We start from the raw sequence: 13,215 nt of genomic DNA, 5'->3' as shown, positions 1-13,215 counted from the left end.
TCTCTCCGGAGGGCTCAGCGCCGGTCACCGGGTGCACGCGGTGCGCCGTCCGGCACCTCCAGGGCGACGAGGGCGCCGAGTACCCGCCGCACGCGGTGCGGGCCCTGGGGCGGTGCGTAGTCCTCCTCCTCGAACCACTTCGGGCAGTGGTCGACGGGCTCGAACGTCACCGAGCCGGGCACCGGCCGCGGGGAGCTTCCCGAGGGCAGGAGGGTGACCTTGCCGTACGGCGGTGCGGCGCGTCCGAGGTCGCGCAGGTCCAGGTCGACGGTGAACTCCTGGTGCACCAGGTCGATGGCGCGGACCCGGCCGGTGGTGAGGCGGGTGGTGTCCCCGTGGTTCTCCACCCAGGCCTCGGCGCCGTGGCGGCCGCCGTCCCGCGGCCGCTCCTCGTCGAAGGCGACCAGCGGCCAGCGGATCTCGTCGCCCACCGAGAACGGCTCGCCGCAGCAGCCCATCTGCCATTCCTCGTAGAACACCCTCTTCAGTGCCATTCGTCCACCATCCAGGAACCCGACGACGGCCGCTAAGCGTTTTCCCGGCGTGTCCGCCGCCCGGTACGGTCGGCCTTCCCGACCGCCCCGTTCCACAGGAGCCGCCCATGACCACCGCCACCACCAGCCGCGGCGAGCGCCGCGTCAGTCCCGTCTTCGTCGGCATCCTGGCCGTGACGGCGGTGACCGGCTGGGCCACCTGGACCGGCTTCGCCGAGCAGCCGGGTGTCGCGGTGTTCCTGTTCGTGACGGCGGCCTGGATCGTCTCCCTGTGCCTGCACGAGTACGCGCACGCCCGCACCGCGCTGCACTCCGGCGACGTCTCGGTGGGCGAGAAGGGCTACCTCACCCTCAACCCGCTGAAGTACACGCACGCGCTGCTGAGCATCGTGCTGCCCGTGGTGTTCGTGATCATGGGCGGGATCGGTCTGCCCGGCGGCGCGGTGTTCATCGAGCGCGGCCGGATCCGGGGCCGCTGGCGGCACAGCCTGATCTCGGCGGCCGGCCCGCTGACGAACGTGCTGTTCGCCGCGGTGTGCACGGCGCCCTTCTGGCTGCACGCGCTGGACGGCGTCCCCCGCGACTTCCGGTACGCGCTGGCCTTCCTCGCCCTGCTCCAGGTCACGGCGGCGATTCTGAACTTCCTGCCGGTGCCGGGCCTGGACGGCTACGGGGTGATCGAGCCGTGGCTGTCGTACGGCGTGAAGCGGCAGGTGGAGCCGTTCGCCCCGTTCGGGCTGCTGTTCGTGTTCGCGCTGCTGTGGGTGCCGTCGGTGAACATCGCGTTCTTCGACGCCATCGACGCGATCCTGCGCGGCCTCGGGGTCGACGACTTCTCCCAGGCGTGCGGCCGCGAGCTGTACCGCTTCTGGCGCGAGACCCCGGAGCTGTGCGTGATCAGCTCGTGACCGACTTGCCCTGCCCCGCGGCGGCGCGGCCGCGCTTGACGTAGTACCAGGTCATGTTGGACGAGAGGCCCGCCAGAAGCACCCAGACGACGCCCAGCCAGCTGCCCTGGACGAACGAGACGACCGCGGCGGCGACGGCGAGCACGCAGACGACGAGGGTGTACAGGGCGATGCGGGGCATGGGGGTCGGCTCCTTGCGGGGGACACTGCTACGACCACCAGTGTCCCCCACGCCCGTCACGGCTCTCGCGTCGGCTCACACGTCGGTGACGCGGAGCCCTGCGTGCGCCTTGTACCGGCGGTTGATGGAGATCAGGTTGGCGACCAGCGACTCCACCTGGTGGGCGTTGCGCAGCCGCCCGGCGAAGACGCCGCGCATGCCGGGGATGCGGCCGGCCAGCGCCTGCACGGTCTCCACGTCGGCCCGGTCCTCGCCGAGCACCATCACATCGGTGTCGATCCGCTCGATCTCCGGGTCCAGGAGCAGCACGGCGGACAGGTGGTGGAAGGCGGCGGTGACCCGGGAGTCCGGCAGCAGCGCGGCGGCCTGCTCGGCGGCGCTGCCCTCCTCGGGCTTCAGGGCGTAGGCGCCCTTCTTGTCGAAGCCGAGCGGGTTGACGCAGTCCACGACGAGCTTGCCGGCCAGCTCCGCGCGCAGCGACTCGAGGATATCGCCGTGGCCCTCCCAGGGCACGGCGACGATCACGATGTCGCTGCGGCGCGCGGTCTCGGCGTTGTCGGCGCCCTCGACGCCGTTCCCCAGTTCCCCGGCGGCGGCCCGGGCCCGCTCGACGGCCCGGGAGCCGATGATCACCTTCTGGCCGGCCCGGGCGAGCCGGTGGGCGAGGCCCTTGCCCTGCGGGCCGGTGCCGCCGAGCACGCCGACGACCAGCCCGGAGACGTCGGGCAGGTCCCAGGGGTCCTTCGCGGGGGCCTTGGCGGGAGTCTGTGCGCTGTCGGTAGAGGTCATGGGCCGACTCTACGTCCGCACGGGCCACGGCACCGGCCCGGGCGAGTCACAGGAGGGCGGCCGGCCGCCGTGTCCCCGGGTCGGGCGAATCAGGGGCGAACTACGGGTGACGGGCCGAGGGTTGCGGCAGGATGCGGCCGCATGGACGCCGTACGTGTCGCGTTGCTGCGCGAAGTGCTCGCCGGGACCGAGTGGCTGGGGGCGACCCGGCGGTTCGCGGGGGTGCTGCGCGGGTCGGTGGTGTCGCACGGGGGCGGGCTGCTGCTGGTCGGCACGCCGGAGTACGAGCCCTGGCACCTGGCCGCGCACCTGGTGGACGAGGCCGCCTGGTCGGGCACGCCCGAGCTGGCCCCCACGCTGGTCCGGCACCACGCACGCCCCGCCGACCCCGCCCACCTGGCCGTCGGGCCCGGCCGGATCGAGGCGGCCCGGCGCGGCGAGACGCTGCTCGTGGTCGCCCCCGAGGAGCCGGCGGATCTGCTGGAGCGGGTGCACGAGGCCCGCCGGGCCGGGGTGACGGTGCTGGCGCTCGGCGCGGGCGACGGCGAGCTGGCCGCGATGGCGCACGACGCGCTGGCCGTGCCCGAGGGCGCGGAACTGGACCTGGACAGCGTGCAGCACCTGGTGAGCGCGGCGGCAGGCGAGAACACCTCGCCGCGGGTGCGGCGCGGGTTCCGGGACCGGCTGTCCCGGCTGGCGGACATCCTGACGGCGCCGCCCGCCGCTCCCTGGTGAGGCGGACCGGGCCGGCGGAAAACCGGTTGCCCACCGGCCCGGCCCCCGCGCAGCATGCCCGGGTGCCCAAAGCTCTCCTCCCCGATCTCGCCCCCTGGAAGGCCTCCGCCGACTTCCGCAGGCTCTGGGCCTCCGGCCTGGTCAGCAACTTCGGCAGCTTCCTGACCTTCGTGGCGCTCCCGGTCCAGCTCAAGGACCTCACCGGCTCGGCGGCGGCCGTCGGCGCGATCGGCGCCGTGGAACTGGTGCCGCTGATCGTCTTCGGCCTGTACGGCGGCGCGCTCGCCGACGCCCTCGACAAGCGCCGGCTGATCGTGTGGACGGAGGCCGGCCAGGGCCTGCTCAGCGCCGCCCTGCTGATCGACGCGCTCCTGCCGCGCCCCGCCGTCTGGCCGCTGTACCTGATCGCCGCCCTGTCCTCCGCGCTCGTCTCCGTCCAGCGCCCGGCCCTGGACTCCCTGCTCCCGCGGATCGTCGCCCACGAACACCTGCCGGCCGCGGCCTCGCTGAACTCCCTGCGCTGGACGGTCGGCGGGGTGGCCGGCCCGGCGGTCGCGGGCGTGGTCGTCGCCTACGCGGGCCTCGGCTGGGCGTACGCCGCCGACCTGCTGACGTTCGCCGTGTCGCTGGTGTTCGTCGTCCGCATCGCCCCCTCCCCCGCCTCGCACCAGGCGGCGAAGCCGGATCTGCGGGCCGTCGCGGAGGGCGCCCGCTACGCCTGGAGCCGCAAGGAACTCCTCGGCACCTACGCGGTGGACCTGGCGGCGATGTTCCTCGCCATGCCGCTCGCCGTGCTGCCGTTCCTCGCCGACGAACTGCACGCCGAGTGGGCGCTCGGGCTGATGTACGCCACCTTCCCGCTGGGCGCGCTGCTGGTCAGCCTGACCAGCGGCTGGACCTCACGGGTGCACCGGCACGGCCGGATGGTGGTGCTGTCGGCGGCCCTGTGGGGCCTGGCGGTCGCGGCCGCGGGAATGGCGGGCGAGGTCTGGCTGGTGCTGCTGCTCCTGACCGTCGCGGGCGGCTGCGACATGGTCAGCGGGATCTTCCGGGGGGCGATGTGGAACCAGACGATCCCCGACGAGCTGCGCGGCCGGCTCGCCGGCATCGAGCTGCTGTCGTACTCGGTGGGCCCGCAGCTCGGGCAGGTGCGCTCCGGCGGCCTCGCGGCATGGGCGGGCGTGAGGGCGTCCGTGTGGTCGGGCGGGGTGCTGTGCGTGGGCGCGATGGGGCTGCTGGCCCTGTGCCTGCCGGGACTGACGGCGTACGACGCCAGGACCAACGAGCACGCGGTGCGGCTGCGCGAGCAGCGCGCAGCCACCGCGTCGGCGCCGGTGTGAGTCAGTCCTCGTCGGCGTCCCGGCCGCCCGCCGTGGCGTCGTGCCAGCGCGGGTCGTTCTCCCATTCGAGGTTGCGCTCCTGCGCGGTCTCCATCGCGCGCTGCGCCTCCTGCGGGCCGGCGTAGGGCCCGAAGCGGTCCTTGCCCGGGCAGTCCGGGCCCTCCTCGACCTTCTTGTGCTCCAGGCAGTAGTACCACTCGCCCGGCTTGCCGGCGGTGCGCTTCTTGAACAAGGCCATGGACGGCTCCTCTCGCCACGCTCATATTCCCCGATGTCCGCTGGATAGACTCGCTGGCATGTCTGGCCAGTCGCTGCTCGTACCAGGGGAGCTCTCCCCCACCCGTCCGGTACCCGGGAACATCCGCCGACCCGAGTACGTCGGCAAGCCCGCGCCGGCGCCGTACACCGGTCCGGAGGTGCAGACCCCCGAGACGATCGAGGCGATGCGCGTCGCCGGGCGCATCGCCGCGCAGGCGATGGAGGAGGCCGCGAAGCTCATCGCGCCCGGCGTCACCACCGACCTGCTGGACAAGGCCGCGCACGAGTACATGTGCGACCACGGCGCCTACCCCTCGACGCTCGGTTACCGCGGCTTCCCCAAGTCCCTGTGCACCAGCGTCAACGAGGTCATCTGCCACGGCATCCCGGACTCGACGGTCCTCAGGGACGGTGACATCGTCAACCTGGACGTCACCGCGTACATCGGCGGGGTGCACGGCGACAACAACGCCACGTACCTCGTCGGGGACGTGGACGAGGAGTCGCGGCTGCTGGTGGAGCGGACCCGGGAGTCCCTCAACCGCGCCATCAAGGCGGTCAGGCCGGGCCGGCAGATCAACGTCATCGGGCGGGTCATCGAGTCCTACGCCAAGCGCTTCGGCTACGGCGTGGTGCGGGACTTCACCGGTCACGGCATCAGCTCGTCGTTCCACTCCGGCCTGATCATCCCGCACTACGACAGCCCGCACGCGACCACGGTGATGCAGCCGGGCATGACCTTCACCATCGAGCCGATGCTGACGCTGGGGACGCACGAGTACGACATGTGGGACGACGGCTGGACCGTCGTGACCAAGGACCGCAGGCGCACCGCGCAGTTCGAGCACACCCTGGTGGTGACCGAGACGGGCGCGGACATCCTGACCCTGCCGTGACCCGGACCGCCCGGACCCCCTGAAGGCCCGCCCCCACCTGGTGAGGGCGGGCCTTTCGCCGTCCGGACGCTCCCGCCGCCGCTTCCTCCGGCCCGCCGGCGCCTTTCCGACACCCTGTCGGTAACCTTGCCGACAACAGGTCGGCAAAACGCCGCCTGCCGGAGTCCGGGGAGTGTCCATGGAGCCGTTCTCGACCGTCATCCGCACCGCCTCGCACCAGCAGCACGTGGCGGCGGAGACCTCGTCGTTCATGGGCGACCTGCTCGGCGGCCGGCTGGGCGTGGCCGCGTACGCGCGCTACACCGAGCAGCTCTGGTTCGTCTACGAGGCACTGGAGAGCGCGGCCGGGCGGCTGGCGGCGGACCCGGTGGCCGGGCCCTTCGTCCGGCCCGAGCTGCTGCGGCTGCCCGAGCTGGAGCGCGACCTGGCGCATCTGCGCGGCCCGCGCTGGCGCGAGGAGGCGTCCGCCCTGCCCGCGACCGAGGCGTACGCGGAGCGGGTCCGGGAGTGCGCCGAGCGCTGGCCCGGCGGTTACGTAGCCCACCACTACACCCGCTACCTGGGCGATCTGTCCGGCGGTCAGATCATCCGGGACCGGGCGGAGCGGACCTGGGGTTTCGCGCGCAAGGGCGACGGGGTCCGCTTCTACGTCTTCGAGGACATCCCCAACCCCGCCGCGTTCAAGCGGGATTACCGGCAGCGGCTGGACGGGGTCGACGCGGACGAGCTGGAGCGGCAGTGCATCGTGGCGGAGTGCAAGCGGGCGTTCGCCCTCAACACCGCCGTCTTCCAGGCCCTGGGTGAGGAGTTCGCGCGCAGCGCCCAGGGCCTGTCGGACAGCCCTTAGTGTTCGAGGACGACCCGGCCGCCGACCTCCACCCAGCCGTGCGGCTGGGGCGCGGTGAGGATCTGGGAGCCCCTGCCCTGGGTGATGTTCAGGGCGCGGCCCAGTTCCTCGGTGAGCAGCAGCGCCGCGGCCCCCGTCGCCTCGTCCTCGTCGATGCCCCCGGTGCACGCACCGGCTCCACCGGAGCGGCTCCCGCCGCGCTCATCGATTCGCCCGGGGAAGGCGCGGGCCCGGACCCGGCCGGCCGCCTCGTCCTCCCAGGCCCAGGCGTAGATCCACTCGCCGGGCGGCGGCACGTCCAGCGCCTCCACCTCCGCGGCGGTGCCGTACCGGCGCAGGGTGCGCGGCGGGGCCCACTCCGCGCGGGCCTCGATCCAGGTGAACTCGCCGTCCAGCCGGGCGCCCACCACCCCGGCGGGCGTGACGAGTTCGGGCACGTCCAGCAGCCAGGCCGTGCCGACGCAGGGGTGACCGGCGAAGGGCAGGCGCAGGGTGGGCGTGTAGATGTCGATCACCCCGCGCTCGGGGTCGTCCACGAACACGGTCTCGCTGAAGCCGAGTTTGGCGGCCAGCGCCTGCCGGTCGTCCCGCTCGGGCAGCACCGATCCGTCCCGGACGACACCCAGTTCGTTGCCGTAGCCGCCACCGGGTCCGCAGAAGACGCGGAGTACGTCGTAGTCAGTCACGAGGAGATTGAATCACCCCTTGACCTGCCCTTTACCTTCCGATGGCATCCCGTTCGATGTGCCGAGACCAAGCCGTGCCTGTGATCCTTCCGTGAGAGCCGAATCACGACCCGGGTGTGTATCGCTGAGGTAAGCCTCAGTTATGTTAGGTCAGCCTCACCACACCAGATCCGCCTGGAGCCTGCATGCGAGCCGTCCGACCGACCGTCACCGCCGCCGCCACCGTGGCCGCCCTGACCGCGCTCTCGGCCTGCACCGCCAAGAGCGACTCGGGGGACGGCAAGGCCATCGAGGTCACCGCCGCCGACTCCCGATGCGACACCTCGGCCAAGTCCGTGCCGGCCGGCCACGTCACGCTGAAGATAGAGAACAAGGGCTCCAAGGCAACCGAGGTCGAGATCGTCTTCCCGGACGACCGGATCGTCTCCGAGAAGGAGAACATCGGCCCGGGCACGAAGTACACGCTGACCGCCGAGGTGAAGGCCGGTACGTACGAGATCGCCTGCCGCCCCGGCATGAAGGGCCACGGCGTCCGGCAGAAGCTCACCGTCACCGGCGGCGGCAGGACGGCCCAGCGCGACCCCGGGCTGGACAAGGCGGTCGCCGACTACCGCCAGTACGCGCAGGACCAGGCCGACGAGACGCTGCCGCGCGTCGAGACCTTCGTGAAGGCGGTCAAGGCCGGCGACATCGAGGCCGCCAGGAAGGCGTACCCGCTCTCCCGCCTCGGCTGGGAGCGCACCGAGCCGGTCGCCGAGTCCTTCGGCGACATCGACCCCAAGGTCGACGTCCGCGAGGACGGCCTCGAGGAGGGCCAGAAGTGGACCGGCTGGCACCGGCTGGAGAAGGCCCTGTGGAAGGACAGGAAGATCGGCGCCGAGGAGAAGACCCTCGCCGATCAGCTCGTCACCGACCTCGAGGACTGGCAGAAGCGGGTCGGCAAGGCGGAGATCACCCCGTCCTCCATGGCCAACGGCGCCAAGGAGCTGCTGGACGAGGTCGCGACCGGCAAGGTGACCGGTGAGGAGGACCGTTACGCCCACACCGACCTGGTCGACTTCAAGGGCAACGTCGAGGGCGCGCAGAAGGCCTACGAGCTGCTGAAGCCGGTCGCCGCCAAGAACGACCCGGCGCTGGCCAAGGAGCTGGACAAGCAGTTCACCGCCCTGAACGGCGTGCTCGACAAGTACCGCTCCGGCAAGGACTCCTACGAGTTCACCTCCTACGACAAGGTCACCGGCGAGCAGCGCAAGGAGCTCTCGGACGCGGTGAACGCGCTCGCCGAGCCGCTGTCCAAGCTCGCCGCCGCGGTCGTGAAGTGAGCGGGGTGACAGGGCGATGACCGAGACCCAGGAGACCCCGCAGGAGCACGAGGCCGGCGGCGGCAGCCCGTCGCGCCGGGCGCTGATCGGCTGGGGAGGCGCCGGGCTGGCGCTCGGGGCCGCCGCGGCCGGCGGCGGGATGGCGATGGCCAAGGCGGGCGACGACGGCGACCCCGCCGCCGAGTCGGGCGGAGCGGTGGAGTTCCACGGCGCCCATCAGGCCGGCATCGCCACCCCCGTGCAGGACCGGCTGCACTTCGCCGCCTTCGACGTGAAGACCGACGACCGCGAAGCGTTCGTGCAGCTGCTGAAGGACTGGACGGCGGCGGCCCGGCGGATGAGCGCCGGGAAGACCGTCGGCGAGGGCGCCTTCGGCGGGCTCGCCGAGGCGCCGCCCGACGACACCGGCGAGGCGCTCGGACTGAAGCCGTCCCGGCTGACCCTGACCATCGGGTTCGGGCCGTCCTTCTTCGAGAAGTTCGGCCTGCGCGACCGGCGCCCCGAGGCCCTGGTCGACCTGCCCGCCTTCCCCGGCGACAACCTGGACAGGTCCCGCACCGGCGGCGACCTGTGCATCCAGGCCTGCGCGGACGACCCGCAGGTCGCCGTGCACGCCATCCGCAACCTGGCCCGGATCGGCTTCGGCAAGGTCGCCATCCGCTGGTCGCAGCTCGGCTTCGGCAAGACCTCCTCGACCACCCCGGGCGCCCACACCCCGCGCAACCTGTTCGGGTTCAAGGACGGCACCCGCAACATCGCGGGAACCGAGGGCGACCGCCTGAAGAAGTTCGTCTGGGTCGGCGACGGCGACGGACCGGACTGGATGACCGGCGGGTCCTACCTGGTCGCCCGGCGCATCCGCATGAACATCGAGACCTGGGACCGGACCTCGCTGCAGGAGCAGGAGGACGTCTTCGGCCGCGACAAGCGCGAGGGCGCCCCGGTCGGCAAGGCCAAGGAGCACGACGAGCCGTTCCTGAAGGCGCTGAAGCCGGACTCGCACGTGCGGCTCGCGCACCCCGACTCAAACGACGGCATCACCATCCTGCGCCGCGGTTACTCCTTCACGGACGGCACCGACGGCCTCGGGCGCCTGGACGCGGGCCTGTTCTTCCTCGCCTACCAGCGGGACGTGCGCAAGGGGTTCATCCCGCTGCAGCGCAGGCTGTCCGCGCACGACGCGCTCAACGAGTACATCCAGCACGTGGGTTCGGCGGTCTTCGCGGTACCCCCCGGCGTCCGGGACTCCGGCGACTGGTGGGGGCGCTCGCTGTTCCAGAAGGAGGCGTAGCCCGTGTTCTCCAACTACCTGATCGGTCTGCGGGAGGGCCTGGAGGCGTCGCTCGTCGTCTGCATCCTGATCGCCTACCTGGTCAAGACCGGCCGCAGGGACGCCCTGAAGCCGATCTGGATCGGCATCGGCATCGCCATCGCCATCGCGATGGGCTTCGGCTTCGCCCTCGAGTTCGGCTCCCAGGAGATGACGTTCCAGGCGCAGGAGGCGCTCGGCGGCTCGCTGTCCGTCATCGCCGTGGGCCTGGTGACCTGGATGGTGTTCTGGATGCGGCGCACAGCCCGGCACCTGAAGTCGGAGCTGCACGGCAAGCTGGACGCCGCCCTCGCGATGGGCACCGGCGCGCTGGTCGCCACCGCGTTCCTGGCCGTCGGCCGGGAGGGCCTGGAGACCGCCCTGTTCGTGTGGGCCTCGGTGCACGCGGCGAGCGACGGCACCCCGCGCCCGCTGGTCGGCGTGGCCCTGGGCCTGGCCACGGCCGTCCTCCTGGGCTGGTTGTTCTACCGGGGCGCGCTGAAGATCAACCTGGCGAAGTTCTTCACCTGGACCGGCGGCATGCTGGTCGTGGTCGCGGCGGGCGTGCTGGCGTACGGCTTCCACGACCTGCAGGAGGCGAGCTGGATCCCGGGCATCAACCACCTGGCCTTCGACATCAGCGGCGCCATCCCGCCGGACAGCTGGTACGGCACCCTGCTCAAGGGCGTGCTCAACTTCCAGCCGGACCCGACGGTCGTGCAGCTCACGGTGTGGGCGCTCTACCTGGTGCCGACGCTGGCCGTCTTCCTGATCACGCCGGAGTTCCGCGCCCGGCTGCGGGGCGGCCGGAGCGCCGCGCCGGCCGCCGCCGGCGGCAAGGTGCCGGCGTCCGAGTAACGGGACGGCACGGCAGGGGAACCGGCCGTCCGCGCGCCTTCCCGTCCCGGTAGGGTTCGCCTCCGGGAAGGGGAGGGTGAAGGCACCTCATGAGCAGGGATCGCAGTCGTCGCGGGCTTCGCAGGCGTGACCGGAACGCACTGATAGCGGCCTCGCTGACCGCTTTGTCGCTGACGGCGAGCGGATGCATGGTGGTGCACGGGGAGCGCGAGGTGCTGCCGGCCGCCGGCCGCGCCGAGGCCGCCCGGGCCCTGCGGCAGTTCACGGACGCCTACAACAGGGCCGACAAGGCCTACGACCGCTCCCTGGACGCGAAGCACGTCACCGGCGCCCTCGCCGACATCGACGGCGCCCGGCTGACGGCGGGGCACGCCAACAGCCCGTCGGGCAACGCGAACCACTCGCCGCTGGAGCTGACGGACGCGAAGTTCACCATCCCGAAGAAGGCCGGGTGGCCGCGCTGGTTCGTGGCGGACGCCAAGGCCAACAAGGGCGGCGACGCCCGCTGGCTGCTGGTGTTCACCCGGAACGCCCTCGCCGAGCCGTGGCAGGTGGCGTACCTGACGCTGGTCGCGCCCGGTGACGTACCGGAGTTCAAGAAGGACGCGGACGGCTGGGCAGAGGCCGTGCCGGCCGGCGCCAAGGGCCTGGCCGTGCCGCCCGCCGAGCTGAGCAAGGGCTACGCGAGCCATCTGAAGAGCGGCGGGAACGCCTTCGCGGACGGCCCGTACACCAGCACCCTGCGCGCGAACCGCAAGAAGCTGGCGAAACGGCCTGGTCTGGTCCGGCAGTTCATCGACGAGCCGCTGACCGGCGGGGACTACGCGCCGCTCGCGCTGCGCACCGCGGACGGCGGGGCGCTGGTGTTCTTCACCACGCACCACTACGAGAAGCAGACCGCGGCCGCGGGCACGTCGGTGCCGGCCCCGAACCGCGATGTGCAGGCCCTGACCAAGGGCGAGATCAAGCAGTCGCTGACGCTGGAGATCGTCGCCAACGAGGCCGCCCTGGATCCGGCGGGCGGCGGCCGGGTGTCGGTGCTGGGGCGGGTCCAGGGGCTGACGGCGGCGCAGGGCGAGTAGCCGGCCGCACGGCCGCGGACGCCGCGCGGGCTCAGTGCCGCGGGGGCCAGGCGGTGCCCGCGGGGTCGCCGGTGTGGCGGGCGCAGGCGTCGGTCAGCACCTCCAGCAGGCTCAGCGGTTCCGGCAGCGGGTGCTCCGGGCCGCGCAGCCAGCGCAGCCCCCGCTCCCCGTCGCCGGGCAGCCTGGCGGGCGGCACGAGGACGTAGGAGCCGCGGCAGTGCCAGCGCAGGCCGGGGTGCTCGTCCATGGTCTCGGGATGGCAGTCCAGCTCGCAGGGCCACCACTCGTCCTCGTCCTCGGGGGTGCCCCGGGTGAGGGTGAAGAACAGCATGCGGCCGTCGTCGCTCTCGGCGACCGGCCCGACCTCCACACCGGCGTCCAGCAGCCGCTCCAGCGCCTCCCGGCCAGCCTCCAGGGGCACGTCCAGGACGTCGTGCACCATGCCGGTGGCGGTGATGAAGTTGGCCTGCGGCTGGTCCCGGGCCCAGCGCTCGATCTGGGCGCGGTCGGTGGTGGACTGGGTCTGCCAGGCGAACGACACCGGGTGCCGGGCCGGGGTGGGACAGCCGACGCGGTCGCAGGAGCAGCCGTAGCCGGCCCCCGGGTGCGCGGCGGGCGCGAGCGGCAGGCCCGCCGCGGCGGCGGAGAGCAGCAGGGCCTCACGGCCGCCGGGGTCGGCGGTCTCCTTCGGGCGGCGTCCACGCAGCCACTGGGTGAGTCTGCCCTGCCGGCCGCCATGGCCGCCGAACGTCGCGCTCATCTGTCCCCTTCGCCTCGCCTGGTGCGGACAGCATGCCTCATCGCCCCATTCTCCCGCTCTTCGGGGTGTCACCGGGGCCTTCCGGAGAAACCGGACGAGACGCACCGCACAGGAGGTCAGCGCGGGGCCAGGCCGTGCAGTGCGTAGTCGACGAGGGTGTCCGTGTAGTCATGGGTGATCGGGCCGGTGCGCTGCAGCCAGCGCTGGGCCAGCGGGGAGACGAAGAGCTCGAGGCCGATGCGCGGGTCGACGTCGGGGCGTACCGCGCCGGTCTCCTGCGCCGAGCGCAGCCGGTCGACGTAGAGCTGGAGCTGGGGTTCGAGGAGCTTGCCGACGAACTCGCGGCCGAGCTGCTCGTCGACCAGGCCCTCGGCGGCCAGCGCGCGGGCGGGGGCCTCGAAGCGCGGGTCGAGCAGCTCGTCCACGGTGGCCCGCAGCACCGTCTTGAGGTCGGCGGCGAGGTCGCCGGTGTCGGGGAGGGTGTACGGCTGCTGGCCGGCCGCCTGCGCCGCCTGCTCGCCGAGGTCCAGGAACGCCTCCAGCAGCACGTCCGCCTTCGACGACCACCACCGGTAGATGGTCTGCTTGCCGACCCCGGCGCGGGCGGCGATCCCCTCGACGGTGGTCTTCCGGTAGCCGGCCTCGCCGACGAGGGCGAGGGCGGCGGCGTAGATCGCCCGGCGGGACTTCTCGCTGCGGCGGGTGGCGTCGGGGGCGGGCTTCTTGACCATGGGCTGACGCTAACAAGTC

16 protein-coding genes are annotated in these 13,215 nt (G+C 72.6%); 9 read left to right on the top strand and 7 right to left on the bottom strand.

The features are described from left to right. Positions 1-14: 14 nt before the first annotated feature. On the bottom strand, positions 15-494 hold the full coding sequence (locus ACFQ9Z_RS05770; protein WP_383011197.1) for a DUF6578 domain-containing protein: 480 nt from the start codon (positions 492-494) through the stop codon (positions 15-17). A gap of 107 nt (positions 495-601) precedes the next feature. Between ACFQ9Z_RS05770 and ACFQ9Z_RS05765 the strand changes: the two genes are divergently transcribed. Then, positions 602-1,402: a site-2 protease family protein gene (locus tag ACFQ9Z_RS05765; RefSeq protein WP_383011194.1), complete on the top strand. Its 801-nt coding sequence runs from the start codon at positions 602-604 to the stop codon at positions 1,400-1,402. Here the strand turns inward: ACFQ9Z_RS05765 and ACFQ9Z_RS05760 are convergent. Next, on the bottom strand, positions 1,392-1,634 hold the full coding sequence (locus ACFQ9Z_RS05760; RefSeq protein ID WP_383011836.1) for a hypothetical protein: 243 nt from the start codon (positions 1,632-1,634) through the stop codon (positions 1,392-1,394). The two genes, ACFQ9Z_RS05765 and ACFQ9Z_RS05760, sit on opposite strands and share 11 nt — an antisense overlap. Positions 1,635-1,658: 24 nt before the next feature. Continuing rightward, complete coding sequence (npdG, locus tag ACFQ9Z_RS05755) at positions 1,659-2,372, bottom strand: NADPH-dependent F420 reductase (RefSeq protein ID WP_383011190.1); 714 nt, start codon at positions 2,370-2,372, stop codon at positions 1,659-1,661. A gap of 141 nt (positions 2,373-2,513) precedes the next feature. On the opposite strand from npdG, the gene ACFQ9Z_RS05750 reads away from it, so the two are divergent. Both ACFQ9Z_RS05750 and ACFQ9Z_RS05745 read left to right on the top strand, forming a co-directional pair. Next, a complete protein-coding gene (locus ACFQ9Z_RS05750) occupies positions 2,514-3,107 on the top strand; it encodes a hypothetical protein (RefSeq protein ID WP_383011187.1) in 594 nt (197 codons plus the stop codon). Positions 3,108-3,169: 62 nt separating this feature from the next. Beyond that, on the top strand, positions 3,170-4,447 hold the full coding sequence (locus tag ACFQ9Z_RS05745; RefSeq protein ID WP_383011184.1) for an MFS transporter: 1,278 nt from the start codon (positions 3,170-3,172) through the stop codon (positions 4,445-4,447). 1 nt (position 4,448) lies between these two features. Here ACFQ9Z_RS05745 and ACFQ9Z_RS05740 read toward each other — a convergent pair whose 3' ends face one another. After that, positions 4,449-4,685 carry a hypothetical protein gene (locus ACFQ9Z_RS05740; RefSeq protein WP_383011181.1) on the bottom strand — a complete coding sequence of 79 codons (237 nt, stop codon included), beginning with the start codon at positions 4,683-4,685 and terminating at the stop codon, positions 4,449-4,451. A 58-nt stretch (positions 4,686-4,743) separates the two neighbouring features. Between ACFQ9Z_RS05740 and map the strand changes: the two genes are divergently transcribed. Both map and ACFQ9Z_RS05730 read left to right on the top strand, forming a co-directional pair. Beyond that, positions 4,744-5,601, top strand: a complete 858-nt coding sequence (map, locus tag ACFQ9Z_RS05735; RefSeq protein ID WP_383011178.1) for a type I methionyl aminopeptidase — start codon at positions 4,744-4,746, stop codon at positions 5,599-5,601. A gap of 178 nt (positions 5,602-5,779) precedes the next feature. Next, entirely contained in the window at positions 5,780-6,448 is a 669-nt protein-coding gene (locus tag ACFQ9Z_RS05730; RefSeq protein ID WP_383011175.1) for a heme oxygenase (biliverdin-producing), read from the top strand. Here the strand turns inward: ACFQ9Z_RS05730 and ACFQ9Z_RS05725 are convergent. Continuing rightward, positions 6,445-7,134 (bottom strand): PhzF family phenazine biosynthesis protein, encoded by a 690-nt coding sequence (locus ACFQ9Z_RS05725; RefSeq protein WP_383011172.1) that lies wholly within the window; start codon positions 7,132-7,134, stop codon positions 6,445-6,447. The genes ACFQ9Z_RS05730 and ACFQ9Z_RS05725 overlap by 4 nt on opposite strands. 185 nt (positions 7,135-7,319) lie before the next feature. On the opposite strand from ACFQ9Z_RS05725, the gene efeO reads away from it, so the two are divergent. The 4 genes from efeO to ACFQ9Z_RS05705 all read left to right on the top strand — a co-directional run bounded on the left by efeO (position 7,320) and on the right by ACFQ9Z_RS05705 (position 11,705). Continuing rightward, positions 7,320-8,456, top strand: a complete 1,137-nt coding sequence (efeO, locus tag ACFQ9Z_RS05720) for an iron uptake system protein EfeO (RefSeq protein WP_383011169.1) — start codon at positions 7,320-7,322, stop codon at positions 8,454-8,456. A gap of 16 nt (positions 8,457-8,472) precedes the next feature. Further along, entirely contained in the window at positions 8,473-9,747 is a 1,275-nt protein-coding gene (efeB, locus tag ACFQ9Z_RS05715; protein WP_383011166.1) for an iron uptake transporter deferrochelatase/peroxidase subunit, read from the top strand. A gap of 3 nt (positions 9,748-9,750) precedes the next feature. After that, positions 9,751-10,623 carry an iron uptake transporter permease EfeU gene (gene efeU / locus ACFQ9Z_RS05710; RefSeq protein WP_383011163.1) on the top strand — a complete coding sequence of 291 codons (873 nt, stop codon included), beginning with the start codon at positions 9,751-9,753 and terminating at the stop codon, positions 10,621-10,623. A gap of 89 nt (positions 10,624-10,712) precedes the next feature. Then, positions 10,713-11,705, top strand: coding sequence for a hypothetical protein (locus ACFQ9Z_RS05705; protein ID WP_383011160.1), 993 nt, complete (start codon positions 10,713-10,715; stop codon positions 11,703-11,705). A 31-nt stretch (positions 11,706-11,736) separates the two neighbouring features. Here ACFQ9Z_RS05705 and ACFQ9Z_RS05700 read toward each other — a convergent pair whose 3' ends face one another. Beyond that, positions 11,737-12,465 carry a bifunctional DNA primase/polymerase gene (locus ACFQ9Z_RS05700; RefSeq protein ID WP_383011157.1) on the bottom strand — a complete coding sequence of 243 codons (729 nt, stop codon included), beginning with the start codon at positions 12,463-12,465 and terminating at the stop codon, positions 11,737-11,739. A 116-nt stretch (positions 12,466-12,581) separates the two neighbouring features. Further along, positions 12,582-13,196 carry a TetR/AcrR family transcriptional regulator gene (locus ACFQ9Z_RS05695; protein ID WP_383011154.1) on the bottom strand — a complete coding sequence of 205 codons (615 nt, stop codon included), beginning with the start codon at positions 13,194-13,196 and terminating at the stop codon, positions 12,582-12,584. Positions 13,197-13,215: the final 19 nt, after the last annotated feature.

The sequence above is a fragment of the Streptomyces sp. NPDC056580 genome (assembly GCF_042793175.1).
GTDB lineage: Bacteria > Actinomycetota > Actinomycetes > Streptomycetales > Streptomycetaceae > Streptomyces.
This window is presented reverse-complemented; position numbering and strand designations above follow the sequence as displayed.